This is a genomic window from Epibacterium ulvae (genome assembly GCF_018678075.1).
Taxonomy (GTDB): domain Bacteria; phylum Pseudomonadota; class Alphaproteobacteria; order Rhodobacterales; family Rhodobacteraceae; genus Epibacterium; species Epibacterium ulvae_A.
This window is the reverse complement of record NZ_JAHHIR010000071.1, coordinates 19,011-45,574: the sequence shown is the minus strand read 5'-3', so window position 1 is coordinate 45,574 and position 26,564 is coordinate 19,011. Positions and strand designations below refer to the sequence as shown.

Annotated in this window: 28 protein-coding genes; 16 read left to right on the top strand and 12 right to left on the bottom strand. The window is 58.3% G+C overall.

Going from position 1 to position 26,564, the window contains the following annotated elements; all coding sequences use genetic code 11:
* Positions 1-14 precede the first annotated feature (14 nt).
* The 4 genes from KMP13_RS15515 to KMP13_RS15500 all read right to left on the bottom strand — a co-directional run bounded on the left by KMP13_RS15515 (position 15) and on the right by KMP13_RS15500 (position 3,107).
* Positions 15-986, bottom strand: a complete 972-nt coding sequence (locus KMP13_RS15515; protein WP_215266889.1) for a beta-ketoacyl-ACP synthase III — start codon at positions 984-986, stop codon at positions 15-17.
* A 23-nt stretch (positions 987-1,009) separates the two neighbouring features.
* Entirely contained in the window at positions 1,010-2,113 is a 1,104-nt protein-coding gene (gene plsX / locus KMP13_RS15510; RefSeq protein ID WP_215266888.1) for a phosphate acyltransferase PlsX, read from the bottom strand.
* A gap of 34 nt (positions 2,114-2,147) precedes the next feature.
* Complete coding sequence (gene rpmF, locus KMP13_RS15505; RefSeq protein ID WP_215266887.1) at positions 2,148-2,354, bottom strand: 50S ribosomal protein L32; 207 nt, start codon at positions 2,352-2,354, stop codon at positions 2,148-2,150.
* A gap of 216 nt (positions 2,355-2,570) precedes the next feature.
* Positions 2,571-3,107, bottom strand: a complete 537-nt coding sequence (locus KMP13_RS15500; RefSeq protein ID WP_215266886.1) for a YceD family protein — start codon at positions 3,105-3,107, stop codon at positions 2,571-2,573.
* A gap of 87 nt (positions 3,108-3,194) precedes the next feature.
* Between KMP13_RS15500 and KMP13_RS15495 the strand changes: the two genes are divergently transcribed.
* The 3 genes from KMP13_RS15495 (at position 3,195) to KMP13_RS15485 (ending at position 6,407) form a co-directional block, all read left to right on the top strand.
* Positions 3,195-3,683, top strand: coding sequence for an outer membrane protein assembly factor BamE domain-containing protein (locus KMP13_RS15495; RefSeq protein ID WP_215266885.1), 489 nt, complete (start codon positions 3,195-3,197; stop codon positions 3,681-3,683).
* 104 nt (positions 3,684-3,787) lie between these two features.
* Positions 3,788-4,528 (top strand): GNAT family N-acetyltransferase, encoded by a 741-nt coding sequence (locus KMP13_RS15490; RefSeq protein WP_215266884.1) that lies wholly within the window; start codon positions 3,788-3,790, stop codon positions 4,526-4,528.
* 70 nt (positions 4,529-4,598) lie between these two features.
* Complete coding sequence (locus KMP13_RS15485) at positions 4,599-6,407, top strand: ABC-F family ATP-binding cassette domain-containing protein (RefSeq protein ID WP_251363890.1); 1,809 nt, start codon at positions 4,599-4,601, stop codon at positions 6,405-6,407.
* Between the two features lie 126 nt (positions 6,408-6,533).
* Here KMP13_RS15485 and KMP13_RS15480 read toward each other — a convergent pair whose 3' ends face one another.
* Positions 6,534-7,460: a GNAT family N-acetyltransferase gene (locus tag KMP13_RS15480; RefSeq protein ID WP_215266883.1), complete on the bottom strand. Its 927-nt coding sequence runs from the start codon at positions 7,458-7,460 to the stop codon at positions 6,534-6,536.
* A gap of 254 nt (positions 7,461-7,714) precedes the next feature.
* The gene (gene tyrS, locus KMP13_RS15475) at positions 7,715-8,971 is read right to left on the bottom strand and encodes a tyrosine--tRNA ligase (RefSeq protein WP_215266882.1); all 1,257 of its coding nucleotides are present in this window, start codon (positions 8,969-8,971) and stop codon (positions 7,715-7,717) included.
* A 161-nt stretch (positions 8,972-9,132) separates the two neighbouring features.
* Between tyrS and KMP13_RS15470 the strand changes: the two genes are divergently transcribed.
* The gene (locus KMP13_RS15470; protein ID WP_215266881.1) at positions 9,133-10,245 is read left to right on the top strand and encodes an anhydro-N-acetylmuramic acid kinase; all 1,113 of its coding nucleotides are present in this window, start codon (positions 9,133-9,135) and stop codon (positions 10,243-10,245) included.
* A gap of 154 nt (positions 10,246-10,399) precedes the next feature.
* Here KMP13_RS15470 and KMP13_RS15465 read toward each other — a convergent pair whose 3' ends face one another.
* The gene (locus KMP13_RS15465; RefSeq protein WP_215266880.1) at positions 10,400-10,816 is read right to left on the bottom strand and encodes a cupin domain-containing protein; all 417 of its coding nucleotides are present in this window, start codon (positions 10,814-10,816) and stop codon (positions 10,400-10,402) included.
* Positions 10,817-10,869: 53 nt separating this feature from the next.
* Here KMP13_RS15465 and KMP13_RS15460 point away from each other — a divergent pair, with 53 nt between their 5' ends.
* Entirely contained in the window at positions 10,870-12,288 is a 1,419-nt protein-coding gene (locus KMP13_RS15460; protein ID WP_215266879.1) for a protein adenylyltransferase SelO, read from the top strand.
* Between the two features lie 54 nt (positions 12,289-12,342).
* On the opposite strand, the gene KMP13_RS15455 is transcribed toward KMP13_RS15460, so the two are convergent.
* Positions 12,343-13,704 carry a DEAD/DEAH box helicase gene (locus KMP13_RS15455; RefSeq protein ID WP_251363889.1) on the bottom strand — a complete coding sequence of 454 codons (1,362 nt, stop codon included), beginning with the start codon at positions 13,702-13,704 and terminating at the stop codon, positions 12,343-12,345.
* A 205-nt stretch (positions 13,705-13,909) separates the two neighbouring features.
* On the opposite strand from KMP13_RS15455, the gene KMP13_RS15450 reads away from it, so the two are divergent.
* The 6 genes from KMP13_RS15450 to KMP13_RS15425 all read left to right on the top strand — a co-directional run bounded on the left by KMP13_RS15450 (position 13,910) and on the right by KMP13_RS15425 (position 18,665).
* Positions 13,910-14,332: a Fur family transcriptional regulator gene (locus KMP13_RS15450; RefSeq protein WP_215266878.1), complete on the top strand. Its 423-nt coding sequence runs from the start codon at positions 13,910-13,912 to the stop codon at positions 14,330-14,332.
* Positions 14,333-14,479: 147 nt separating this feature from the next.
* Positions 14,480-15,364, top strand: coding sequence for a DMT family transporter (locus tag KMP13_RS15445; RefSeq protein ID WP_215266877.1), 885 nt, complete (start codon positions 14,480-14,482; stop codon positions 15,362-15,364).
* Positions 15,365-15,525: 161 nt separating this feature from the next.
* Entirely contained in the window at positions 15,526-16,803 is a 1,278-nt protein-coding gene (gene eno / locus KMP13_RS15440; protein ID WP_215266876.1) for a phosphopyruvate hydratase, read from the top strand.
* Positions 16,804-16,872: 69 nt separating this feature from the next.
* The gene (locus tag KMP13_RS15435; RefSeq protein WP_215266875.1) at positions 16,873-17,325 is read left to right on the top strand and encodes an MEKHLA domain-containing protein; all 453 of its coding nucleotides are present in this window, start codon (positions 16,873-16,875) and stop codon (positions 17,323-17,325) included.
* Between the two features lie 33 nt (positions 17,326-17,358).
* Positions 17,359-17,952 (top strand): GNAT family N-acetyltransferase, encoded by a 594-nt coding sequence (locus tag KMP13_RS15430; protein WP_215266874.1) that lies wholly within the window; start codon positions 17,359-17,361, stop codon positions 17,950-17,952.
* 143 nt (positions 17,953-18,095) lie between these two features.
* Positions 18,096-18,665 (top strand): hypothetical protein, encoded by a 570-nt coding sequence (locus KMP13_RS15425; protein ID WP_215266873.1) that lies wholly within the window; start codon positions 18,096-18,098, stop codon positions 18,663-18,665.
* A 5-nt stretch (positions 18,666-18,670) separates the two neighbouring features.
* On the opposite strand, the gene KMP13_RS15420 is transcribed toward KMP13_RS15425, so the two are convergent.
* From KMP13_RS15420 to mazG, 3 genes are read right to left on the bottom strand one after another with little or no spacing between them, the layout of a single operon-like run.
* Positions 18,671-19,135 (bottom strand): GNAT family N-acetyltransferase, encoded by a 465-nt coding sequence (locus KMP13_RS15420; RefSeq protein WP_215266872.1) that lies wholly within the window; start codon positions 19,133-19,135, stop codon positions 18,671-18,673.
* Positions 19,132-20,073 (bottom strand): nucleoside hydrolase, encoded by a 942-nt coding sequence (locus KMP13_RS15415; RefSeq protein WP_215266871.1) that lies wholly within the window; start codon positions 20,071-20,073, stop codon positions 19,132-19,134. The genes KMP13_RS15420 and KMP13_RS15415 overlap by 4 nt, the downstream gene beginning before the upstream one ends.
* Before the next feature lie 23 nt (positions 20,074-20,096).
* The gene (gene mazG, locus KMP13_RS15410) at positions 20,097-20,918 is read right to left on the bottom strand and encodes a nucleoside triphosphate pyrophosphohydrolase (RefSeq protein WP_215266870.1); all 822 of its coding nucleotides are present in this window, start codon (positions 20,916-20,918) and stop codon (positions 20,097-20,099) included.
* A gap of 64 nt (positions 20,919-20,982) precedes the next feature.
* On the opposite strand from mazG, the gene KMP13_RS15405 reads away from it, so the two are divergent.
* The 3 genes from KMP13_RS15405 to speB (KMP13_RS15395) are packed head-to-tail and all read left to right on the top strand — an operon-like array spanning position 20,983 to position 24,114.
* On the top strand, positions 20,983-22,146 hold the full coding sequence (locus tag KMP13_RS15405) for a M20 aminoacylase family protein (RefSeq protein WP_215266869.1): 1,164 nt from the start codon (positions 20,983-20,985) through the stop codon (positions 22,144-22,146).
* Between the two features lie 58 nt (positions 22,147-22,204).
* The gene (gene speB / locus KMP13_RS15400; RefSeq protein WP_215266868.1) at positions 22,205-23,170 is read left to right on the top strand and encodes an agmatinase; all 966 of its coding nucleotides are present in this window, start codon (positions 22,205-22,207) and stop codon (positions 23,168-23,170) included.
* A complete protein-coding gene (gene speB, locus KMP13_RS15395; RefSeq protein ID WP_215266867.1) occupies positions 23,167-24,114 on the top strand; it encodes an agmatinase in 948 nt (315 codons plus the stop codon). The genes speB (KMP13_RS15400) and speB (KMP13_RS15395) overlap by 4 nt, the downstream gene beginning before the upstream one ends.
* 24 nt (positions 24,115-24,138) lie before the next feature.
* Here the strand turns inward: speB (KMP13_RS15395) and KMP13_RS15390 are convergent, their stop codons facing one another.
* Positions 24,139-24,426 carry a hypothetical protein gene (locus KMP13_RS15390; protein ID WP_215266866.1) on the bottom strand — a complete coding sequence of 96 codons (288 nt, stop codon included), beginning with the start codon at positions 24,424-24,426 and terminating at the stop codon, positions 24,139-24,141.
* Between the two features lie 60 nt (positions 24,427-24,486).
* Here KMP13_RS15390 and prfA point away from each other — a divergent pair, with 60 nt between their 5' ends.
* On the top strand, positions 24,487-25,542 hold the full coding sequence (prfA, locus tag KMP13_RS15385) for a peptide chain release factor 1 (RefSeq protein ID WP_215266865.1): 1,056 nt from the start codon (positions 24,487-24,489) through the stop codon (positions 25,540-25,542).
* The gene (gene prmC / locus KMP13_RS15380) at positions 25,539-26,381 is read left to right on the top strand and encodes a peptide chain release factor N(5)-glutamine methyltransferase (RefSeq protein WP_215266864.1); all 843 of its coding nucleotides are present in this window, start codon (positions 25,539-25,541) and stop codon (positions 26,379-26,381) included. The genes prfA and prmC overlap by 4 nt, the downstream gene beginning before the upstream one ends.
* Positions 26,382-26,564: the final 183 nt, after the last annotated feature.

Genomic DNA, 26,564 nt, shown 5'->3' with positions numbered 1-26,564 from the left:
CTCGTAAGACCGCTTTACCAGCGCAACACCACTGAACCCCAGGCCAGACCGCCACCTATGGCCTCGGTTACGACCAAATCACCCTCTTTTATTTGACCACGTTTCTTTCCGACGGACAGGGCCAAAGGAATGGACGCAGCCGACGTGTTACCATGATCTTGTACCGTTACCACGACCTTTTCCATCGGCAGACCCATCTTTTTGGCCGTCCCCTGAATAATGCGGATATTTGCCTGATGCGGCACGATCCAATCCACGTCATCAGCGCCAAGACCCGCGCTTTCTAAGGCTGTATGGGCGGTTTGGGCGAGTTTTTCCACCGCGTGGCGGAAAACCTGATTGCCTTGCATGCGCAGATGTCCGGTACTGCGGGTGCCAACGCCGCCGTCCACATAAAGCAGATCCTTGTAGCGCCCGTCCGAGTTCAGATCGGTGGCCAGGATGCCGCGATCATCGGTGGTGCCGGGCTGGTCCTGCGCTTCCAAAAGCACAGCGCCCGCGCCATCGCCAAACAGGACGCATGTGGAGCGATCGGTCCAATCCATGATGCGGCTGAACGTTTCTGCACCAATCACCAAAACACGGTTTGCCTGGCCGGATGCGATCAAAGCATTGGCATTGCTCAGGGCGTAAACGAATCCTGCGCAAACCGCCTGCACGTCAAAGGCAAAGCCTTTGGTCATGCCAATCGCGGCTTGAACCATGGTTGCAGCAGACGGAAAGGTGAGGTCAGCGGTTGAGGTTGCCAAGACGATGGCATCCACGTCAGATCCCTCGAGGCCTGCGTCGGTTAACGCAGCAAGCGCGGCTTGGGTGGCCATATCGGATGTTGTTTCATCATCAGCGGCAATATGGCGACGTTCGATCCCAGAGCGAGAGCGAATCCATTCGTCGCTTGTGTCCAGCTTGTCTTCGAATTCGGCGTTCTCGACCACGCGTTCGGGTAGGTAGTGTCCGGTTCCGATAACCACTGCGCGTCGCGTCATCTGTGCCTGCCTTTTTATGTCTTCTATTTGGGTGCAGCGGCTTTGACCGTAGCGGCACCATCTTGGGTAAGCTCCCCGGCGGATGCAACCCGCGCGGCTAGTTTTTGTGCGAATCCTTGCTCGGCCAGACGGAAGGCCAGCTTGACTGCGGCCGACACGCTGGTTGCGTCGGCCCCGCCATGGGATTTCACCACGGTTCCGTTCAGCCCCAGGAAAACACCGCCATTTACCCGGCGTGGGTCAATGCGTTTGGACAGACGTTTGAGCGAGGTATAGGCCAAGACGGCAGCAATCCGCGACAGCAGCGAATATTCAAACGCGTCGCGCATTGCGGTACGGATCAGGCTTGCGGTGCCTTCGCCGGTCTTAATTGCAACATTGCCGGTGAACCCATCGGTGACGATCACATCTGCGATATCACCGGGAATATCGCTGCCTTCAACAAAGCCCACGAATTCGAAATTCGCACCATCTGCCTTTTCTTCGATCAGACTGTAGGCTTCTTTCAGCTCTGCGCGCCCTTTGTGCTCTTCGGTGCCGACATTCAACAGGCCAACGCGCGGCAGGACAATATCCATGGAATTGCGCGTATAGGACACACCCATCAAGGCAAATTGCAGCAGATCGCCTGCATCTGCCCGCACATCCGCACCAACATCCAGCATCACGTTGAAGCCTTGTGGATTGCGCGACGGCCATAGAATCGCAATGGCGGGACGGTTGATGCCGGGCATCTTGCGCAGGCGCAGCATGCTGATCGCCATCAGCGCGCCCGTGTTGCCACAGGACACTGCGCCGTCAGCCTCACCATTGCGCACGCAATCGACAGTGGACCACATCGAGGTCCCCTTGCCATTGCGCATCACCTGGCTGGGCTTATCTTCCATCGTGACCACACCTCGGCAGTCACGAATCTCTACACATCCACGCAGCGATTTACGCCGTGCGACAAGAGGTGCGAGCTGTTCTTCAGGACCATGTAGAATGAACCCGATCTTCGGGTTCTTCTTGGCGGATTTAGCAATGCCGGCCACCACAACAGCGGGACCGGCATCTCCGCCCATGGCGTCAACCGAAATGGTTATGCGGTCAGACTTATCCTGACGGGAAGCGGTAGTACCGGTCATCCGAAGGCCTGCCTGACGTCAATTGGAAGAGTGCTTATGCTGCGTCTTCGTCCAGATCGATTTCGTTGGCTTGTGCAACGACTTCTTTGCTGTCGTAGTGACCGCACGACGGGCAGACGTGGTGCGGGCGCTTCAGTTCGCCACAGTTGGAGCATTCGTTCGGGTTTGCAGCAACCAGAGCATCGTGCGCGCGGCGGTTGTTGCGGCGTGATTTGGATACTTTGTTCTGTTGGACGGCCATGTCTCAACCTTTGTTCATAAGGGCCTTGGGGCATCCCCGCGGCGCGTTTCGTGTTCCGTTTTCAATCGGTGTGACGTGCGTTTAGGCCGCGGCCTGTCCGATGTCCAACGATAAATCCGATGAGCGCGCGAAAATACTCAGAATCTTCAATAGCGCAAGCGGTTTTTAGGGCAGGGGCACATTCTGTTCCACTCAAAAATGCACGGTTGCGCAAAATTATGTGTCTTTCTCCAGCGCGTCTTTCAAAGCGGCCAAACCAGCAAAGGGGCGGGTGTCTTCGTCGCGCATGGGCTCTACACCGGGTTCTGCATAAACCGCCTCACCCAGGGCCGCGCCCTCTTTGCGGGGGAATTCGGGGATAAACAAGGCCAGCGCCTCGCTCATGACAGCAGAGACATCGATCTCTGTGCCCAGTTGCTCGATGCTGTCATCTTCGGTCATTTCCACCTCTGTCTCATCCGGGGTGGAGATATTGGCCACAAAGGTCCGCACCACCGGCTCGTCGATGCGGGTGTTCATAGGATCCAGCGTGACAACGCAGATTTGACCAATGGTAGCGCCAAGGGTGGCTTTCAGCTCCCAGTCACGTTTGCCACGAGAGCGGATTTCCCCGGCAAAGCGTACTTTGCGCAGGTCTTCGACGCCGAATTCGGCGATCAAAGGCTTCAAAACCTCTGCATCGGGACGCAAATCAAAGGGCGTCGGTGCGTTCTGATCCAGGTCGGACACGCGGAATATAGCGCTTTGTGACATTGTGAACTCTTTCATTTCTTGAACCGGGCCTTCGGTTTAGGTAATCGGGTTCAGAGCCGGGTTCAAGCCAGAGAGGGTTATCGGTAAATGCGAGCAGGTCTTTTAAAGCAGAGCAACAGATTGAATACAGCTCTGAAAGGGGCAACGCTTGCGTTGGTTCTCACAGCCGTCACCGCTTGTAGCGCGGTTGATCGCAAACATGGCTATGTCCCCAAAGAAGACGAGCTGGCCGATATCGTGCCAGGCGTCGACGACAAGGATTCGGTGGCGCAAACCGTTGGTATCCCATCTGCTTCTGGCGTGCTGAACGACAGCGGCTTTTACTATGTGTCCTCTGTCATCCGTCACCGCGGCGGGTTGGAGCCCAAGACGATCTCACGCGAATTGGTGGCGATCAACTTTAGCGACGCAGGCACCGTGACCGGTATTCAGCGCTTTGGTCTTGAAGACGGAAAGGTGATTCCCTTGCAACGCCGTGTCACAAGTTCAAGCATCGAGGATAAGACGTTCCTGCGTCAGTTGCTTGGCAACCTTGGCAACTTTGGTCCCGGAAACTTTATCGACGCGGATAATTAATTTAGCGACGCTGCGACACTGACCTTCATTTGCCTGTCACGGAGCCTATGTAAATCGGGCGGAATATGGTGAAGACACCAACCCGGATCAGGTGGAGCGATAGCATGGCTGATGGTGAACTGTTGCTGAGCAAAGGCCGGTATGTGGCGCGATTGGCATCCAGCGATGCCGATATCGCCGCCGCCCAAGCGCTCAGGACGCTGTGCTTTCGTACGTCCAATCCGGACCAAGACGATTTTGACCCCAATTGCGCCCATGTGCTGGTCGAAGACAGCCGCAGTGGCGCGCTGGTGTGTTGCTTTCGCATGTTGGTTCTGGACGGCGGCACCCACGTGGACACCAGCTATTCGGCGCAGTTTTACGATCTGGCGGCCTTGAATGAATTCGAAGGCCGCATGGTCGAAATGGGCCGGTTCTGCATTCACCAGGCCTATAACGACGCCGATATCCTGCGCGTCGCCTGGGGCGCGATGACCGCCTTTGTGGATCAAAACGATATCCAGATGTTGTTTGGCTGTTCGTCCTTTGCGGGCACCGAGACCGAGGATTATCTGGACGCTTTTGCCATGTTGAAACACCGTCATCTGGCGCCCAAACGCTGGTTGCCCCGTGTAAAGGCCCCCAATGTGTTCCGCTTTGCCGCGCGGCTGCGGCGCAAGCCGGATGCAAAAAAGGCGATGTTGCGGATGCCACCCCTGCTGCGGACCTATCTGATGATGGGGGGCTGGGTTAGCGATCATGCGGTGGTCGACACCCATCTGAACACGCTGCACGTCTTTACCGGGCTTGAAATTGGCGCCATTCCGGCCTCTCGCAAGCGTTTGCTGCGTGCTGTGGCCGGGTGATTTAAGTATTTGGAAAAAGATGAAAGCGGGAGCGTTGACCTGATGCAGCCGGCGGTTTAGCTGGCTGGTTATGGCACGTATTCCTCTTCTCCAGATGAGCGGGATTTCACTGACCTTTGGCGGTGATCCCATCTTTTCCGACCTTGATTTGGTGGTTCAACCCGGCGACCGGGTGGCGCTGGTTGGGCGCAATGGCTCCGGCAAATCGACGCTGATGAAAGTCATGGCGGGCCTGGTGGAGGCCGACATTGGTTCCATCGTGGTGCCGCCGGGCAAATCGGTCGGCTATATGGAGCAGGATCCCAAGATGGAAGGCTTTGCGACGCTTGGTGATTTTGCCGCCAGCGCTCTGGAGCCGGGTGAGATGTACAAGGTGGAGCGCGCGGGCGAGGGATTGCAATTCGACCCCTCCCGCGCGGTTGAGACGGCGTCCGGGGGCGAACGGCGTCGCGCGTCACTGGCCAAACTGATGGCCGAAGCGCCCGATCTGATGCTGCTGGATGAGCCGACCAACCACATGGATATCTCAGCAATTCAATGGCTTGAGGCTGAACTTTCAAGCACCCGCGCGGGCTTTGTTTTGATCTCGCACGACCGGGCGTTTTTGAACGCATTGACCCGTGCCACCCTTTGGGTGGATCGCGGGCAGGTCCGTCGTCAGGAAAAAGGGTTCGCGGCCTTTGAAGCCTGGCGCGACAAGGTGTGGGATGAAGAAGACCAGGCCCGCCACAAATTGAACCGGCTGATCAAATCCGAAAGCCGTTGGGCGGTGGAAGGCATCAGTGCCCGGCGCAAGCGCAACATGGGACGTGTGCGGGCGTTGCAGGATCTAAAGGCCGAACGCTCATCGCAGATCAAACGACAGGGGGCGGCAGAACTGGCGTTGGACAGCGGGCTCAAATCAGGTCGCAAGGTGATCGAGGCGGAAGGCCTGTCCAAATCCTTTGGCGACAAGGTGATTCTGTCCGGCTTTGACCTCAAGGTGCAGCGCAGTGACCGGGTGGCTTTTGTCGGACCTAACGGTGTTGGCAAGACCACTCTGTTGAAAATGCTTTTGGGCCAGGAGGCTCCGGATGAGGGTCACGTCAAACAGGGCACCAATCTGGAAATCGCAGTTTTTGACCAGGCACGCGATCAGTTGGACGGTGATATGAGCCTGTGGGAAAACCTGACCTCAGACCCGTCGATGCGCATCTCGGGCAAGGCGGATCAGGTCATGGTGCGTGGGCAGCCAAAACATGTGGTCGGCTACCTCAAGGAGTTTCTGTTCGACGAACGCCAAGTCCGCGCGCCGGTGCGGTCGCTGTCGGGTGGCGAGAAAGCACGGCTGTTGTTGGCGCGATTGATGGCGCGCAGTTCGAACCTATTGGTACTTGATGAGCCGACCAACGATCTGGATGTAGAAACGCTGGATCTGTTGCAGGAATTGCTGGATGCCTATGACGGCACGGTTTTGTTGGTAAGCCACGACCGTGACTTTCTGGACCGGATTGCCACGACCACCATTGCAATGGAAGGTGACGGGCAGGCCACGGTCTATGCGGGCGGGTGGAGCGATTATCTGGCGCAACGTCAACCGGATGAGGTGGACGATGCGCAGGTTAAGTCGAAAGCCGCAAAACCCAAAGCCAAGGCGGAAGCTAAGCCCAACGAAGGGTTGAGTTTTAAGGAGAAACACCGCCTTGAAGCGCTGCCGGGGGAGATTGAGCGGTTGGAGAAGGAAATCGCCAAGCTGGAAGAGCTGATGGCCGATCCGCAGCTGTTTATGCGAGAGCCAGTTAAGTTCCAAAAAGCGACTGAGGCCCTGGTGGAGCGTCAGGAGAAACTGGCGGATTTTGAAGAAGAGTGGCTGATTTTGGAAGAAAAAGCCGGATCTTGATCATGCCCCGTGCGTGATGCGAAAGGATCCAGAGGGATTTCGCTTCGGGCTTTGCCCGAAACGACCAGCGCCGCGCCCTTTGGGCGCGGCGCTTTGGCGCTCTAACGCCAATCGAGTGGGACAATATCAGGCGCGCATCAGCCGCAGGTCAATTGCAGCAAGTGGGGCCAGTTTGCGCCCCAGGGGCGGCCAGTAGATCCAGGTGCCGCCCAAAGCCTTGACCCGCGCGCCAGTGCCAAGTTTGAAACGGGCCAGACCTTCGGCGTCTTCTGTGTTGACCACCCCAAGGTCGAGGCTGTGCATACCTTTGGCGGCGAGCCATTCCATCGCCGACCACATCAACAGGTTATGAGCGTTGCAGGCTTTGCCCGCGTCCGTGCTGTGGGCGATGTGATAGGTCGCGCGGTCCCCGTGGGTGAAGACGAGGATACCTGCCACAATGTCTTTTCCCTGAAAGGCTTGGAACAGTTTGGCCTGTCCGGGGTTCGCTTTGGCATACGCGAGGGTGAGGCCGATGGGCCAGCTGCGATATCCGCGTGCTTTTTGCAGGGATGCATCCGCTTGCAACAACCAATGTCCTGCGTCCACTGGCATGTTCTGCCGGGTGATCCGCAGATCACCCTGTTCTGCCATGTTCAACCGGTTACGCCATTTCTGTTGCAGCCGGGCGCGTCGCGTGTCTGTATTGCCGGACAGATCCAGCATCGCAACCGAGGCCGGCGTCATCAGCGGCAGCGCGCCCAGACGCGCCAGCTCCGGGGAAGGCTGTTCCGGCGACAGCAGCACTGGCGTGCGCGGCATGCCCTCTTCCTGCAGGATTTCCAGCAGGCGTTCGGGCTTGTCCATCCGAGCGCGGTTGATCATCGCCACCGGAATGCGGCCAAAGAATTTTCGTCGCAGCACCACCATATCCTGCATCCGCTCCAATTGAAGCGGCGACAGGCCGGTGAAGCGAAGAGCGGCGGCAAATTCCTGTGACTGCGGCAACGCGCGATCGCGCGCGTCGGCAAGAAGATCATGTGGCATGTGAGCGGCAGAGCTGAGATCAAACATGGCGTCATTAACTCCAGCGAAACCTAATTGATGGTTAATGGTCCCATGAGAAATCGAAATAAAGTCTATGGTGTCGAGGCACCTTGTTCGCGGATGACCAAAACAGCTGCTTTTTTGATCGCAGCAGGTTTGTCGGTACCAGTGTTTGTCGTGTTGACGGTTATCGAGCTTGTCCTGTTGTGACGCCTGCGCATGAAAAAAAAGGGACGCAAAACATGCGCCCCCAGATCTGTGCTAAACTTGGTAAACAGTGACTAGCCGTCCAGCTGCACCAGGGCGTGGCGTTTCTTGCCCGCGCTCAATTTGATGGGCGAGGCCAGCGCGCCCGCATCGATCATCATGCCGGCATCGGTCAGCGGTTGATCATCCAATTTTGCGCCGTTTTCCGAGATCAGGCGTTTTGCTTCTTTGCCGGATTTCGCAAGGCCCGATTTCACGATCAGCTGCACGATAGAGATGCCATCGCCCAGATCCGCGGCCGTCAGCGACAAGGTTGGCAGGTCGTCACCGACGCCGCCTTTTTCAAAAACTTCGCGTGCGGTGGCTTCGGCAGCGGCGGCGGAGTCGGCCCCGTGCAACAAGCCGGTGACCTCATTGGCGAGGATCACTTTGGCGGCGTTGATCTCAGACCCTGACAGGGCACCCAGACGGTCGCATTCATCCACCGGCAGCTCGGTATAAAGCTTCAGGAAGCGGCCCACATCGGCGTCGGTGGTGTTGCGCCAGAACTGCCAGAATTCATACGGGCTGCGCATCTCAGCATTGAGCCAGACAGCACCGTCCTGGGATTTGCCCATCTTCTTGCCGTCGGATGTGGTCAGAAGCGGTGAGGTCAGCCCGTAGATGCCATTGTCCAACACGCGGCGTGTCAGGTCGATCCCGTTGACGATGTTACCCCATTGATCCGAGCCGCCCATCTGCAGGATACAGCCATAGCGACGGTTCAGCTCCAGGAAGTCATAGGCCTGCAGGATCATGTAGTTGAACTCGAGGAAGGACAGCGATTGCTCGCGGTCCAGACGCGATTTCACGCTCTCAAACGCCAGCATCCGGTTGACCGAGAAGTGACGCCCGATGTCGCGCAGAAACTCCAGGTAGTTCAGATCATCAAGCCATTCGGCATTGTTCAGCATCAGCGCCTTGTTGGGCGCGTCCGAATCATAATCGATATAGGCCGAGAAAACTTTTTTGATGCCCGCGATATTGTCGTTGATCGCCGCCTCATCCAGCAAGGGGCGCTCATCCGCGCGAAATGAGGGATCGCCGACCTTGGTGGTGCCGCCGCCCATCAGGGTGATCGGCTGGTGGCCACATTTCTGGAACCAGCGCAGCATCATGATCTGGATCAGCGAGCCTACGTGCAGCGATTTCGCCGTGGCATCAAAGCCGATATAGGCCGGACGCACACCCTTCAGGAGCGCCTCATCAAGGCCCTGATAATCGGTGCAATCAGACAGGAAACCACGTTCCATCATGACTGCGACGAAATCCGATTTTGGATGGTAGGTCATACTATGCCTCGGCTATGGAATTGCGAACCGGTGTATAAAGCGCATTTGTTTTGGGGGGAACCTATTTTCCTGCGAAAATTACCGCTGTAGGTTAAGGGGCAAGAGCGACGTGATAGAACTGCACCAAAGTCGCCAGGTGAACTGGCGCAAATGAGGTGGGTATGAGGCAGCAAGTTTCAAAAACAGCCATGATCCGCGCCGTGGGCGCGATGAGCGGAACCTCTCTGGATGGGGTGGATGCGGCCGAAGTGGTGACCGACGGTCAACGCATCGCGCAGTTTGGCCGCCATGACTACCGCGCCTATAGTGCCGAGGAACAATCCACCCTGCGTGCTGCATTGGGCAAATGGAACGGAGCTGAGGTTGCAGCCGCGGGCCAGGTCGTGGACGCCGCGCATCTGGACATCCTTGCCCAGTTTGGTGACGCAGATCTGTTGGGGTTTCACGGGCAGACCCTGGCTCATGCGCCACGATTGCAGGGCACCTTGCAGGTTGGGGATGGCGCCAAGCTGGCCGAGGCGTTGCAAAAACCGGTGGTCTGGGATTTCCGCTCTGATGATGTGGCGATGGGTGGTGAGGGCGCGCCGTTGGCGCCGTTCTTTCACTTTGCTTGCGCCAAATACATTGATGCGCGCGAGCCGGTCTGTTTCTTGAACCTCGGCGGTGTGGGCAATCTGACCTATGTGGATCCACGGTTTGATCGCCCGGAGGATCCGGGTGCATTGCTGGCTTTTGACACCGGGCCTGCCAATGCGCCGGTGAATGATTTGATGATGGAACGTCTGGGGTTGGCGATGGATCAAGGGGGGCAGATCGCGATGTCCGGAACCGTGGAAAATGGCGCGTTGGAGCTGTTCCTGGCCGAACCCTACTTCTCACGTGTGCCGCCCAAATCTTTGGACAGGAACGATTTTGCGGAAATGGTGGGTCTTGTGCGGGAGCTGTCTGATGCGGATGCAGCTGCGACGCTGACCGCCATGTGCGCGGCCTCGGTTGCCGAAGGCATGGCCCATTGCCCCCAGGCACCACGTCGGATTCTGGTCACTGGCGGCGGGCGGCACAATCCGGTGTTGATGGAGATGCTGCGCGTGTCGTTGGACTGCGCGGTCGAGCCGGTTGAGGCGGTAGGTTTGGACGGTGACATGCTGGAGGCCCAGGCCTTTGGCTTCCTGGCAGTACGCGTTGCGCGAGGCATGGCGACCTCTGCCCCCGGCACCACCGGGGTGAGTGCCTGCGTGGGCGGCGGGATCGTCAGCCGCCCCAGTGAGATCTGAAACCAACCGCTCCCGCCTATCCATAGGTGTTTCAAAGAAACCCCGTGTCCAGTTGGGCCAAGCGCGCCGACGCCCTTTGGGCGTCGGCGCGCCGGTCGCTTCGGGCAGAGCCCGAAGCGAAACACCTAAGTCTCCCACGTCAGAGACAATTCGCTTAGCGTGGGATGTCAAGCCCAGGTTCAGCAAGCTCGAACCCTTCGAATTGAAATCCCGGGCTTACGGTGCAGCTGACCAAGGTCCAATCCCCAGTTGTGCGGGCCGCTTGCCAATGGTCTTTGGGCACAATCACCTGTGGGGCACCTGCGGATAGATCTGGCGACAACAGATGATCCGTCGCCGGGCCGCTTTCATCTGCTGCCAGTGACAACATCAGCGGCGCACCCGCATGGAAGAGCCAGATTTCGACCGCATCCACCCGGTGCCAATGGCTGTTTTCACCGGCCTTCAGCAGGAAATAAATGCAGGTCCCGCTGGGGCGGCCCGCGTTTTCGGCCACCCAGGTCTGGCGGTACCAGCCCCCTTCGGGATGCGGCAGCAGCTCTAGTTTTGCGATAATCTCATCTGCAGTCATCTGGGCCCTCCAATGCCACTGGTATTCTCACAGGCTTTGCATATCTTGGCCCCATGACATTCAGTATCCCCTTTGACAACACATTCGCCCAGCTTGATCCGCTGTTTTACACCAAGCTTGCGCCCGAACCGGTAGACGCGCCGAAACTGCGGGCGTTCAATCGCGACCTCGCACACCTGTTGAACATCAGCGAAGGGGACAGCGCCGAGATGGCACAGGCCTTTGGCGGCAACCAACTGCCCACAGGGGCCGACCCATTGGCGCAGCTTTACAGTGGCCATCAATTTGGCACCTATAATCCGCAGCTTGGTGATGGGCGCGCGATCTTGATGGGGGAGGTGGTCGGTACCGACGGGATACGCCGCGACATCCAGCTGAAGGGATCGGGGCGCACACCCTATTCCCGTCAAGGGGACGGGCGCGCCTGGCTGGGCCCCGTGTTGCGCGAATATGTGGTGTCCGAGGCGATGCATGCCTTGGGGGTCCCAACCACCCGCGCCCTCGCCGTGGTCGAGACCGGAGAGACGGTGTGGCGCGAGCGTGGTTTTCCCGGCGCGGTCCTGACGCGGGTCGCTCAAAGCCACCTGCGGGTCGGAAGCTTCCAGATCTTTGCCGTACGCGGTGAAACGGAGGCGCTCAAATCCCTGACCCAATATGCGATCGACCGTCACTATCCGGACGCGCAGGGGCCGATGGGCCTGCTGAAAGCGGTCCGAGACCGGCAGGTCGCGCTGATTGCCGCCTGGATGGGGGTGGGCTTCATCCACGGCGTCATGAATACGGACAATTGCACGATCTCGGGCGAGACCATTGATTATGGACCTTGTGCCTTTATGGATGAGTTCCACCCGAACCAGGTCTTTTCCTCGATCGACCGGATGGGCCGCTACGCCTATGGCAACCAGCCGCAGATCATCGTCTGGAACCTGGCGCAACTGGCAACCGCACTGTTGCAACAGATGGACGCGCCGGAAGACGCAGTGGAGGAAGCGACCGAGATCGTGCATGCGATGCCCGATCTGTTGCACGCAGCCTGGCGTGAGACATTCCGCGCCAAGATCGGCCTTGCGACCAAAGAAGACGGGGATGAGGCGCTGATCACATCGCTGTTGGATCGCATGGCGCAAGGACAGGCGGATTTCACCAACAGCTTTAGGGCTTTGTCCGACGGCGCGGCGCGAGACCAATTCACCGACCCCGAAGCCTTTGACACATGGGAGATGGACTGGCGCGCGCGTCTCGCCCGCGAAGAGGATCCAGACGCCACGATGAGAGCCGCAAACCCTGTGTTCATTCCGCGCAATCACCGCGTGGAAGAGATGATCGCGGCGGCTGTGGCGGGTGATTTCAGCTTGTTTGAGCGGATGAACCGCGTCTTAGCCACGCCATATGATCGTCAGGACGCGGACATGGATCTGGCGCGCCCACCTGCAGACAGCGAAGTGGTGAACGCGACGTTCTGCGGCACCTAATCCGGTGCGGCAGAACATGTTTTAGGTGGTCATTGTGCGGAGCGCTGCGCGCGCTTAGCTGGTATGACGGCCGGGCGAGGGGGCGTTGTGCTTGGCAGGTTTGCGCCCTTTGTTACGACGGAACCCACCGGGTTTGCCATCTGCGGCACCGGCTGCCTCTGGTTTGCCGCCACCGGGGCGACCACCGCGACGGGGGCCACCACCGCCGCCTCCGCCACCACCGCGCCGTCCTTTGGAGGCGGGTTTGGCACCGGGCATCGGCTCCCACGGGCTGCCAGAAGCCACGGGGATGGTGATTTTCATTGTCTTCTGAATTGCCTTCAGCTCGTCCATCTCATCGGGAGCACAAAAGGCAACGGCCTGGCCGTCTTTGCCCGCACGTGCGGTCCGGCCGATCCGGTGCACATAGGCGTCCGGCACATTCGGCAGCTCGTAGTTATAGACGTATTTGACGTCCGGAATGTCCAGACCCCGCGCCGCCACATCGGTGGCCACCAGGAATTTCACCTGACCGGATTTAAACGCGGCCAAGGCACGTTCGCGCTGGCCTTGGCTTTTGTTGCCGTGGATGGCCGCCGCAGAGAAACCCGCCTTGTCCAGCGTCTTCATCAGACGCTCCATCCCGTGTTTTGTGCGGCCAAAGATCAGCGTGCGCTCTTCTTTGTGCTCGGCCAGTAGCTCTTTGAGCAACGACAGCTTTTCCGCCTTGGCGATAAAATGGATAGACTGGGTGACTTTCGCGGCGGGTTTGCCGGGTGGTGTCACTTCGATCCGAGTCGGTCGATCCAGATAGGTCGAGGCCAGCTCGTTCATCTGTTTCGGCATGGTGGCCGAGAACAGCATGGTTTGGCGTTTCTCGGGCAACATCGGTGCGATTTTGCGCAGCGCGTGGATAAAACCCATGTCCAGCATCTGGTCGGCTTCGTCCAAGACCAGGAAGTCGCAGGAGCCCAGATCAATCGCATTGCGATCCATGATATCCAGCAGACGACCGGGGGTGGCGACGACAATGTCAGTGCCGCGTGACAGGCGGGTGATCTGCGGGTTGATCGAAACACCGCCCACAATCACGGTCACCCGTACAGGCGTGCCATCGGTCAGCGCTTTCAACGCCTCCGAAATCTGGTTCACCAGCTCACGGGTGGGGGCCAGGATCAGCGCGCGCGCGGTTCCGGCGGCAGGCTTGCGGCCATACTCCAGCATCTGCGCAACCAGCGGAATGCCAAAGGCGGCGGTCTTACCGGTTCCGGTTTGCGCCAGGCCCAGGACATCACGCCCCTGCAAGGCATGGGGGATCGCACGCGCCTGGATTGGCGTCGGTGTAGTCAGCTCCATGGCTTCAAGGCGGTTCAAAAGCTGCTGAGGCAGCTCCATTTCAGTAAAATCGCTCACGCGGTGGTCCTTTCGCAGCCGCATGCGCCGGTGCGGCGGGGCTGCTGTCGTGCGCGGCGCTCCCATTATGGGCAAGGCCGCATCCAAAGAAATTCGGTTGCTGCGCAAATGACTGTGGATAACACACTTGTCAACCGGCTAAGATGAATAAAAGCCTGTTTGCGGCCCCAAACTTATCCGTTAGAGACGGTACGCTCAATGAGTTTTGCAGTGAGAAGAGAGGACTGCGATGATAACGTCGATTATCGCCCGTTGTGAGGCCAAAGGGTTGCGGATGACGGGCCAGCGTCGTGTGATTGCCCAAGTCCTGCAAGACAGCGCGGACCATCCTGATGTGGAAGAATTGTACAAACGCGCCAGCTCGATGGATGACGGTATTTCGATCGCCACCGTATATCGCACTGTGAAACTCTTTGAAGAGGCAGGGATTCTGGAGCGTCTGGAATTCGGTGACGGGCGTGCGCGCTATGAAGATGCCGAACGCGACCACCATGACCATCTGATCGATCTCAATAGCGGTGAAGTCATCGAATTCTGCGATCCCGATATTGAGGCCCTGCAGGAAAAGATCGCCCGCAAGCTGGGATATGAGCTGCGCGGCCACAAGCTGGAACTCTACGGTGTGCCCAAACGCAAGGACCGCCAAGACTGAAGCCCGCGCGCTTTCATCACAATTGGTGATGCCACCGCCCACGTCATTTCATGACAGAATGTCGCAATTGGGATTGCCGAGATAGGTCAATCCGATGTCATGGATGTGGGACGCGAGGTGCATATCCTGCAGTGTGAGGGCCCTTTGATGACGAATATTCATGGTATCCTTTTTGTGTTGCTCGCGATGGTGTGCTTCACGTTGGAAGATATGTTTATCAAAGCGCTGTCGGGCGGGCTTGAGGTCGGCCAGATCCTGTTTTTGATTGGCCTGGGTGGTAGCTCGATCTTCCTCCTGATCTCACGGTTTCAAAAGCACAACCTGTTCATGACGCAGGCTTGGACCCCGCTGTTTATCATGCGTGCCGCGACCGAGGCCCTGTCGGCGATATCCTACGGCACAGCATTGTCTTTGGTTGAAATCTCAACGGTGGCTGCAGTGTTTCAGGCGACGCCTCTGGTGATCACCATGGGCGCGGCGCTGTTCTTGGGAGAGCAGGTGGGGTGGCGTCGTTGGACTGCGATCATGGTAGGGTTTATCGGTGTCATCATGATCATTCGGCCCGGTGTGAGCGGGTTTCAGCCCTCGTCCTTGTTGGTTCTGCTTGCGGTGCTAGGGGTTGCGGCACGCGATCTGATGACCCGCAAGTTGAATATCGAAGTCCCTACAGCGGTCATCAGCTTTCAAGCTTTTGCAACGGTGGTGCCGTCCGGGTTGTTGTTGATGTGGTGGAAGGGGGCAGGCTGGGTGACACCGGTTGCCACCGATTGGTCGATGATTGCAGGCGCGGTGATGTTCGGTGTCTGCGGTTACTACGCCATTGTTATCGCTATGCGAATTGGCGACGCGGCGGTGGTGACACCGTTTCGCTACACGCGGCTTTTGTTCTCCATTCTGGTCGGTGCGATTGTCTTTGCCGAACGTCCTGACCTGTGGACTTTGGCAGGATCCACGCTGGTCATCGGCTCCGGTCTTTACACGTTTTTGCGCGAGCGCCGCATCCAACGTGCAACAGCGAGACTCGCGGCCTGACGGCTTTGCAGTTTAATTTCAATCTGTTGGCGCAAACAATTCAATTGTTAGCCCTAAACCGCCCTTTTAATGGGCGTTAGCGGTAACGAACCCGGTTTACTTTTACAAACCGGCTGGTATGACGTCTGCAACCGTTAGTCACAGCTTAGGGACCATCAGTGATGAGCACCATTATCGACATTCACGCCCGTGAAATTCTGGACAGCCGCGGCAACCCAACCGTTGAGGTTGACGTGCTGTTGGAAGACGGCACCATGGGCCGCGCCGCCGTACCATCGGGCGCATCGACAGGTGCCTATGAGGCCGTCGAAAAACGCGATGGCGACAAATCCCGCTACATGGGCAAAGGCGTTCTGGAAGCGGTTGCCGCTGTCAACGGCGAAATCGCCGAAGAGCTGGTGGGCTTTGATGCGACCGATCAGGTTGCTGTCGACCAAGCCATGATCGATCTGGACGGCACCGAGAACAAAGGCCGCCTGGGCGCAAACGCGATCCTCGGCGTCTCTATGGCTGCTGCAAAAGCCGCCGCCGATTTCACCACCCAGCCGCTCTATCGCTACGTTGGTGGCACCTCCGCGCGCATCCTGCCGGTTCCGATGATGAACATCATCAACGGTGGTGAGCACGCAGACAACCCAATCGACATCCAAGAATTCATGATCATGCCGGTTGCTGCGGAAAACATCCGCGACGCGGTTCGAATGGGCTCCGAAGTCTTCCACACGCTGAAAAAAGATCTGTCCGCCGCGGGCATGTCCACCGGTCTGGGCGACGAAGGTGGCTTCGCGCCCGAGCTGGGTTCTACCCGCGACGCGCTGGATTTCATCCTGAAAGCGATCGAAAAAGCAGGCTACAAGCCCGGCGAAGAGATCTATCTCGCACTCGATTGCGCGGCGACCGAATATTACAAGGACGGCAAATACGTTCTGTCCGGCGAAGGCAAGACCCTGACGTCCGATGAAAACGCGGCCTATCTGGCGGCGCTGGTCAACGACTACCCGATCATCTCCATCGAAGACGGCATGTCCGAAGACGACTGGGACGGCTGGAAATCCCTGACCGACATGATCGGCGACAAGGTGCAGCTGGTAGGCGACGATCTGTTCGTGACCAACCCGGCGCGTCTGTCCGACGGTATCGCACGCGGCTGTGCGAACTCCATGCTGGTGAAAGTGAACCAAATCGGCTCCCTGACCGAGACGCTGAAAGCTGTCGATATGGCGCACCGCGCGGGCTACACCAACGTGATGTCGCACCGCTCCGGTGAGACCGAGGATGCAACCATCGCAGACCTCGCAGTGGCCACCAATTGTGGTCAGATCAAAACCGGCTCGCTGGCACGTTCTGACCGGCTCGCGAAATACAACCAGCTGATCCGTATCGAAGAAATGCTGGGTGAAGTTGCCGAATACGCAGGCCGTTCGATCCTGAAAGCCTGATCTCTGATCAATTGACGACAAAAGGCCCTGCCGGATGGTGGGGCCTTTTTGTCTTGCGCAGGAGCCAAGATGCAGGAACCCGGACCCGACAACGATTACCAAAGCGCCCATACGCAGCTACTGACCACCAGCTATATCCAGCTGATGGGACGCGCGCTCTATCGCTATGGGCAACCGCAAGCGCTCTATCATGCGCCCTTTCCAATCCTGTCCCACAGCACGGATGCGGATCCGATCCTGACCTACGCCAATCTGGCCGCACAGAAGTTGTGGCAATTGGGATGGGACGAGCTGACCCAGATGCCCTCGCGCCTGACCGCCGAGCCGCAACACCGTGACGCGCGTGCTGCGATGTTTGACCGAATGCGCCAGCAGGGCTTTGTTGATGATTACTCTGGCATCCGGGTGACCGCGACGGGCAAGCGTTTTGAAATCCGCAATGCGGTGATCTGGACCCTGCGCGACGCCTCGGGCGAAAAGCAGGGTGAAGCCGCGACATTTAGTGAGTATGACTTCCTCTGACATGGACTCTGGCACGGACACGAGAGGGCTCATATGACCATTACCGACGGTATCACCGAACTCCCCGCAGGTAAGCTGGCTGCGGTGGTGACATATTTGCAGATGTTTGACCGCCCAGAAACACGTGCAGTGACCGCGCCCGCGGGCGTCACGCTGCAGCCTCATGCAGCGCCGGATGCGGAATGGTATCGCACACTCTTTCGCCTGATCGGAGAGGACTACCTGTGGTTTTCGCGGCTCGAACGTGACGGCGCAGAGCTGGCGGCGCATCTGGCCAAGGACAGTGTAGAGGTCTGGTCGGTGCAAAAAGACGGCGCGGACCTCGGCCTGTTGGAGCTGGAATGGCAGGCGGGCGGCGATTGTGAATTGTCGTTCTTTGGCCTCTCGCCCGCGCTGATCGGCGGTGGCATTGGCCGCTGGCTGATGAACCACGCCATCAATCGCGCCTTTGCGCGGCCCGTTTCACGGTTTTACGTCCATACCTGCTCGCTCGACAGTGCGCAGGCGTTGGATTTCTATGTCCGCTCGGGGTTTGAGCCCTATCGCCGCGCTATCGAGCTGATGGAGGATCCCCGCCTCACCGGTACAATTGGCACGGACAAAGCGCCGCAAATCCCGCTGATCTAAGCCGATTTGTTGAAAGCGTGACGTCAAAATAGACAAGACATCATGAATTCGTGCTTTCAGCTGGTCCTCAGGGTTGTTTTGTAAACCTTTTATGACATTCTATTCCTTGACGTTATGTGAACGGATGAGGATTGCGATTGGTCATGGTTTTGTTGCGCCGCGTGTTCGGGCTTGGGATGTTGGGCTTTTTGGTTGTGCTGGGGGATCCGGCGGCTGCAGATTGGCGCAGGGTTCAAGGCGGGCTCAGGCTGGACGGACCCCTGGATGAGGCTTTTCACGGCGCCTTCCTCCATTCCTTCTGGTCTGCGGCCCTTAGCGAAAAACGCGGGCAACCCATTGGTATCTGGCTCAACAGTTCGGGTGGCACATTGGACGAGGCCTTGCGCGTCGGTCAGGTCATTCGCGACCTTCAGGCCGACGGGACCCGCATTGCGACTTTGGTTGCGGGCAATGGCCATTGTGATCTGCCCTGTCTGGTGATCTTTGCCCTGGGGCAGGAACGCTATGTGGAGGACGGCGCGCGCATTCGCATCGATCTTGCCGCCCAGCTCAAGGAAAATCCCGAATTGATGACCGGACCGCTGGTGTCGATCCTGGCGGAGGCGGACGCCCAGTTTGCAGCCGCTGTGCTCTCGCAGGACGCGGATCGTCAGGCCCTGTCTGGGACCGAGCTGGCGACAGATTTCCCTCAGTTCACCCGCCGCCTGCGCTAACGCCACTAACCGCCCGGTTTGCTCAGCACTTTGGTCATCAGAAAATACCGCTCGCGCGGTTCAAATCGGGCCCGCCCATAAAGGCGCAGTGCGGTTTCATTCTCGTAATCCACCTCAAGATGCAGCGCTTTTAGACCCACACCTGCCAATGTCTTGGGCAGGGTTTGCAACACTTCTGTGGCGATCCCTCGGCCACGTACGGGCGGGCGGATGTAAAGCTCATCTACGAATCCATCCATGCCGCCCAATTCGATCGACCAGCCAAAGGTCAAAACAATATAGCCAACCGGCGCGCGCGGCGGGCCAATCAGATATACCGCGCCATAAGGGTGACCGTGCAGCAAGGGTTCAACAGCGGCGCGGCGATGGGCGTCATCGCTGGGTATTCCTGTCTCGGTATGGAAGGCCTCAACCAATTCAACGATTTTCTCCAGGTTCGCGGGTTTGGCGAGGTGCAATTGAGCGCTCATAGTCGCGCGATCCTTTCGGTGAGAAGGGTGAAGAACCCATCAGTGTCCACGTCTCCCATGAACATGGCATTGGGCGCGCGATCTGTCACCCGCCACCAATCCGCAACGGTCATGCCAAGTGTCAATTTGGACTCTGTCTCGATTTCCACATTGATATGGCGGCCCTGAAACAACTCGGGTTTAAGCAGGTAAGCGATCACACAAGGATCATGAAGCGGACCGCCATCAGAGCCATATTTTGCCACGTCAAACCGTTCAAAGAAATCGAGCATCTCGGCGGTGAAAATACCGACCCGGCTGCCAAGCGCGCGCAATGCGTTTACGCGCTCTTTGGTGGCCAGAACTTTGTGGGTGACATCCAGGGGCATGACAACCAGTGGGACGTTGGATTTAAACACAATCTCAGCGGCTTCCGGGTCGACGTAGATGTTGAATTCGGCAGCTGGCGTGATGTTGCCCACTTCAAAATACGCCCCACCCATCATCACCAGTTCGCGCAGTTTGGGAATGATATCCGGCGCGCGCTCAAAGGCGGTGGCGACATTGGTCAACGGCCCCAGTGTGCACAAGGTCACACTGCCTGCGGGTTCACGGCGCAGGGTCTCAATAATGAAATCCACCGCATGGAGTTCGGCCAGGGGCATCGTCGGCTCAAACAGGTCCGGCCCATCCAGGCCCGTCTTTCCATGAACATGTTCCGCCGTCCCCAGCGGGCGCCGCATCGGCGCGTCGCAACCCGCATGGATCGCCACATCGGTCTTCTGCGCAACGTCGCAGACAATCCGCGCGTTCTTTTGTGTCAGGGGCAGGGGGACATTGCCGGCAACACAGGTGATCCCTATAATGTCCAGTTCATCCGGTGAGGCCAGCGCCAGAAGGATGGCCACCGCATCATCCTGGCCAGGGTCAGTGTCGATTATGATCTTACGTCGGCTCATGTGCTGCTTTTATCCTGAAACCCTTAACTCTTTGCCCGCTCGTCAACCTTCACCGCGTCCCACAGGGCGTCCATCTCGGCCAGATCACTGTTGCTTGGGGTTTTGCCACGTTCGGCCAGCTTTGCCTCGACCCCGTGAAAGCGGCGGGTGAATTTTGCATTGGCCTTGCGCAGTGCCGCCTCGGGTTCGACCCCCAGATGACGGCCCAGATTGGCCATGACAAACATCAGATCGCCGAACTCTTCTTCCACCTCATCCTGGGTCAGCTCATCGCGGGCCTCGACCAGTTCTGCGGATTCTTCGGCGATTTTTTCGATCACATTGCTTGCGGATGGCCAGTCAAACCCAACCCGCGCTGCACGTTTTTGCAGCTTATAGGCCCGCAACAGGGCCGGCAGGCCAACGGCCACACCATCCAGCGTGCCTTGTTGGTTTTGTCCGGCACGTTCCGCCGCCTTGATCGCTTCCCAATCGGCGGTTTGCTGTTCTGCGGATTTCTCGCGGCTCTCATCGCCAAACACATGCGGGTGGCGGCTTACCATCTTGTTGGACATGGCGGTCACCACATCCTGAAAGGTGAAATGCCCGGCCTCGGCCGCCATCTGCGCGTGAAAGACCGATTGGAACAGCAAATCGCCCAGCTCGCCCTTTAATTCATCAAAGGCCTCACGCTCGATCGCATCGGCAACTTCATAGGCTTCTTCAATGGTATAGGGCGCGATGCTGGCGAAATTCTGTTCGATATCCCAGGGGCAACCTGTCTCGGGGTTACGCAAGTGGCGCATGATTTCGAGCAGCCGTTCAATTCCCGCGCTTTCATCGTAGATGATTGAATTATCTGACATTGCAGTCGCCCTTGTTCCAGTGTCACATGCATCAATCACCGAGTCGAATGCAGGAGTCCACCCCATGCCAATTGTGAACCGTATCGCGGATTATGCCGGTGAGATGCGCACGTGGCGACAGCATTTGCACACGATCCCGGAACTTGCGCTCGATTTGCCCAAAACATCGGCCTATGTGAAGGAACAGCTGCAAGCCATCGGCGTGGATGAGCTGCACGAGGGCTTTGCCACCTGCGGCATGATTGCGATCATCAACGGCCAGGGCGCAGGGGAGACGATCGGCCTGCGCGCTGATATGGATGCGCTGCCCATTCCTGAGGAAACCGGCGTCGATTACTCCTCGACCCATGCGGGCAATATGCACGCCTGCGGGCACGACGGGCACACCACGATGCTGCTGGGGGCGGCCAAATACCTGACTGAGACCCGCAATTTCAAAGGCCGCGTGGCCCTGATCTTTCAGCCCGCCGAAGAGGCGATTGGCGGCGCAGAAATCATGATCAACGAAGGCGTGCTGGAGACGTTCGACATCTCGCAGGTCTATGCCTTGCATACCGCGCCCGGCTTTCCCGAAGGCCAGATCGTGACGACGCCCGGCCCGATCATGGCGGCGGTGGATGAGTTTCATATCAATATCCAAGGGCTCGGCGGTCATGGCGCATTGCCGCATGAGACCCAAGATCCCGTTGTCGCTGCCTGTGGCATCGCCCAGGCCATCCAAACCATCGTCAGCCGCAACCATTTCGCGCTGGATGATCTGGTGGTTTCGGTCACCCAGATACACACCGGCAGCGCTGACAATGTGATCCCCGACACCGCCTATATCAACGGCACCGTGCGCACCTTTGACAAAGAAGTGCAGGCCATGGTGATCCGCCGTCTGGAAGAGATCGTCAAAGGCCACTCGGTCTCATACAACGTGGACGCGGTTCTGAATTACGAGGTCGGCTACCCGCCCACCATCAACAACCACGACAAAGCCGCCTTTGCGGCGGATGTTGCGCGCGAAGTTGTGGGGGATGCGATGGTCATCGATGATTACGAGCGTCAGATGGGCGGCGAGGATTTCAGCTTCTTCCTTGAAAAACGCCCCGGCTGCTATCTCTTTGTGGGGCAGGGCGAAGGGCCCAGCGTTCACCACCCCAAGTTCAATTTCAACGATGAGATTTCCCCCGTTGGCGCCTCCTTCTTTGCGCGGCTCGTCGAACGTCTGCAGCCTGTGGGATGACATGAACGTCTCACTCGGTTATTTGATCAAATGTCCAGGGTGAGAAAAGGATCACGTTATGGCGTTGGAAGATGCAAAAAATCAGGTGGATGAGGCATTCACCCGCGAAGACCTCAAGGGTGCAAGCTTTGAGAACACCTTTGCGGGGGCGACATCCTTCCTGCGACGCCGTTACACCAAGGATCTGCGAAAGGCGGATATTGCCGTCACAGGCGTGCCTTTTGATCAAGCGGTGACCAACCGACCCGGCACGCGCCTTGGCCCGCGCGCGGTGCGTGAGGCCAGCGCCCTGCAAAGCCCGGACGCCCCCTATGGCTGGTCCTTTGACGCCCTGAGCGAGCTGGCGATTGTCGATTACGGCGATCTGGCTTTTGACTATGCCAATGTCGCCGCCTTCCCAAAGGCGCTGACTGATCATATCCGGGGTATTCTGGACAGTGACACCGCATCGGTGGCCATTGGCGGCGATCACTATATCTCTTTCCCGATCCTCAAGGCCTATGCGGAACGCTACGGGCCGATCTCTTTGCTGCAGTTTGATGCCCACAGCGACACTTGGCCGGATGATGATTTCGACCGGGTCGATCACGGCACCATGTTCTACAAGGCGGTCAAACTGGGGCTGATTGATCCGAAAACCTCGGTCCAGGTGGGGATCCGCACCACCAATGCGGATACTTTGGGGGTCAATATCATTGACGCCGCAACCGTTCATGAAATTGGCGCGGCCGAAACCGCGCGCCGGATCAAGGCCATTCTCGGCGATCGCCCGGCCTATTTGACCTTTGATATCGACTGTCTAGACCCCGCATTTGCCCCCGGAACCGGAACCCCTGTGTGGGGTGGGCTTTCTTCGGCACAGGCGGCGCGCATTTTGCGCGAAATTGCTGGTATCAACATCAAGGGCGGCGATATTGTAGAAGTCTCTCCTCCGTATGACACCTCGGGGGCCACGGCGATCGCTGGCGCCCATGTCGCAACTGAAATCATCTGCCTACTGGGCTGGAACATCTTGAACAAATGACACAACTCAACCAACCGATCAGCGGCAACGATCTCGCACGTTTCTCGGGTCCGAACACCTTTATGCGTCTGCCACAGGCCACGTCTCTGGATGGGCTCGATGTGGCCTTTCTGGGTGTTCCGATGGATATTGGCACCTCTTGGCGGTCGGGCACACGGTTTGGTCCCAAAGAGATCCGCGCCGAAAGCGCAATGCTGCGCCCCTATAATATGACCACCAAGGCCGCGCCGTTTGATTACCTCAATGTCGCGGATATCGGGGATCTGGCGATCAATACCTTCTCGCTCAAAGACTCGATGCGCATTGTCGAAGACAGCTACGATGCCATTGTCTCAACCGGCTGCACACCGATTGCGATGGGGGGCGATCACTCGATCACTTTGCCGATCTTGCGAGCAATGGCGCGCAAATATGGCCCGCTTGCACTGATCCACATCGACGCCCACGCCGACACCAATAATGAGATGTTCGGTGAGAAAGAGACCCACGGCACCGTCTTTCGTCGTGCCTATGAGGAAGGGTTGATTGTCCCCGACAAGACCTATCAGATTGGTCTGCGCGGCACGGGCTATTCCGCAGAAGACTTTGCCGAGGCCACCGGCTGGGGGTTCCAACATTTCCCTGCGGCGGAACTCTGGGGGCGGTCATTGTCTGGTATGGGCGCTGAGATCCGGCGCGATATTGGCACCCGGCCGACCTATATTTCCTTTGATATCGACGGGTTGGATCCTTCCTTTGCACCGGGCACCGGCACGCCGGAAATCGGCGGTCTAACCACGATGCAAGCCTTGGAGCTGATCCGCTCCCTCACAGGGGTCAGCGTTGTTGGGGCAGATATGGTTGAAGTCTCACCGCCTTATGACACCAATGGCAACACCGCGCTGACGGCGGCGAACCTGATGTATGAGATGCTGTGCATCCTGCCAGGGGTTGCGCGCAAATAACGCGACTAAAGGCAAATCATGCGGCTAAAGCCGGGGCAACTCGCTTGGCGCAGGGGACTGTATAACCTGCGCCGAGAGGCAGCCATCCTCGACCTTGCGCCACATGGGCACATTCAACGACATCTGACATTGGGCCATGAACATATTGCCATCCACAAACAGGCAGATGGTCTGGCCCAATTCCACGCGCGCCCCCGAGGTATCGGTGCAAAAGCACTCAATAACCTTGCCGCCCGGTCGGGTCACATCGGCAAGAGCGGGAAGACCACCGACCAAAAGGGCCAAAGAAACAAGAAGACTGGTATGTTGCATGGGTCTAGCATATCACATAAGCCAGACTTCGCCCATGCGCATGACTACGGATGAACGCCAATGATCCCCGAAGAACGCCTGCATCAAATCTTGCAACGGTTTCAATATCTTGAAGCCGCGATGGCTGACGGCAGTAGCGGTGAGGATATTGCGACCCTGGCCAAAGAATACTCGGATCTGCGTCCCGTAGCGGGGCAAATCACCAGCTACCAGCAGCTTGTCGCCGATCTGGCCGACGCCGAAGAGATGATGAGCGACCCCGACATGCGGGCCCTGGCCGAGGAGGAAATTCCGGCTCTCAAAGAGGCTTTGCCCGCGGCAGAACACGCGCTGCAACTGGCGCTTTTGCCCAAGGACGCCGCCGATGCGCGCCCCGCAATCCTGGAAATCCGCCCCGGCACCGGCGGCGATGAGGCGGCGTTGTTCGCAGGTGACCTGCTGCGCATGTATATGCGTTTTGCTGAGGCACGCGGTTGGCGGGTTGAGATTATCGAGGAACAGGCGACCGAGCTGGGCGGGATCAAAGAAGTCGTCGCCCATATCAAAGGTGAAAACGTCTTTGCCCGGATGAAATACGAAAGCGGCGTGCACCGGGTCCAGCGGGTGCCGTCAACCGAAAGCGGCGGGCGCATTCATACCTCGGCCGCTACCGTCGCTGTTCTGCCCGAAGCCGAAGACGTGGACATCGACATCAACCCCGGCGATCTGCGGATTGATACGATGCGCGCCTCTGGCGCAGGTGGGCAGCACGTGAACACCACGGATTCGGCGGTGCGGATCACCCACTTGCCCACTGGCATCATCGTCACCAGTTCCGAAAAATCCCAGCACCGCAACCGCGAGATCGCGATGCAGGTTCTGAAAACCCGGCTCTATGATCTGGAACGCCAGCGTATCGACAATGAACGCTCGGCAGATCGTGCGAGCCAAGTGGGCTCTGGCGACCGTTCCGAACGCATCCGCACCTATAACTTCCCCCAAGGGCGGATGACCGATCACCGCATCAACCTGACGCTTTATAAGCTGGATCAGATTTTGCAGGGCGATCTGGATGAAACCATCGACGCACTGACTGCGGATGCCCAATCCCGCATGATGGCTGAGATGGATCAATGAGCGCGGGAACCGCAGCGCAAGCCATGGTGGACGCTACCCACCGCTTGCGCGCGGCAGGCGTAACAGATCCCGCACGCGACGCCCGTGTCCTGTTGGCCCATGCCGCTCGGATCGAGGCCAGTCGCGTGACCCTGATCGCGCCCGAAGAATTGTCGGATGAGGTCGCGGACCGCTATGAACAGCTGATCTCCCTGCGGGCCATTCGGGTGCCTGTCTCACATCTGGTCGGAGAGCGTGCGTTCTATGGCCGGCGTTTTAAGGTCTCCGGCGATGTGTTGGACCCACGTCCCGAGACTGAGATCCTGGTCGAAACCGCGCTCGGTCAACGGTTTGAGCGGGTTTTGGACCTTGGAGTTGGGTCGGGCTGTATTCTGGTGACCTTGTTGGCGGAACAGGTTGGCGCCCGTGGCCTTGGCGTGGATCTGAGCGAGGCCGCCTGTTTGCAGGCCAGCGCCAATGCGATCATGCACCGGGTTCAGGACCGGGTTGAGATCAGAGCCTCTGACTGGTTTGCACATGTTGAGGGAGAATTCGATCTGATCGTCTCAAACCCGCCTTACATCGCAAAGTCCGAGATGGATGACCTCAGCACTGAGGTACGTAAGTACGAACCCGAAATGGCCCTGACCGATGGGGCCGACGGGTTGGAGGCTTACCGCGCGATCAGCAAGGGTTTGCGCAAACATCTGGCCCCAAACGGGCGGGTGATGGTTGAGATCGGGCCAACACAGGCTTTGGCGGTGACCGATCTCTTTCTGTCTGCCGGATTGGACAATGTGCGCACGATCCAGGATCTGGACGGGCGCGACCGGGTGATCTGCGGTTTCGAGCCGAATTGACCCACACAACTTCAAAAAATCGCGTTTAGGCTCGGAAAATTGTATAAATTTGGCTGCGACCCCTTGTGTCACGACCCATTACATGGTTACTCAGGGTTGTCGCCAGAGAGTGAGGATCAAATTTCCTCTGCGGGGACATCAAGCCCAAAATCGTCGACGACCCTGCGCAGAGGCGCGCATCTT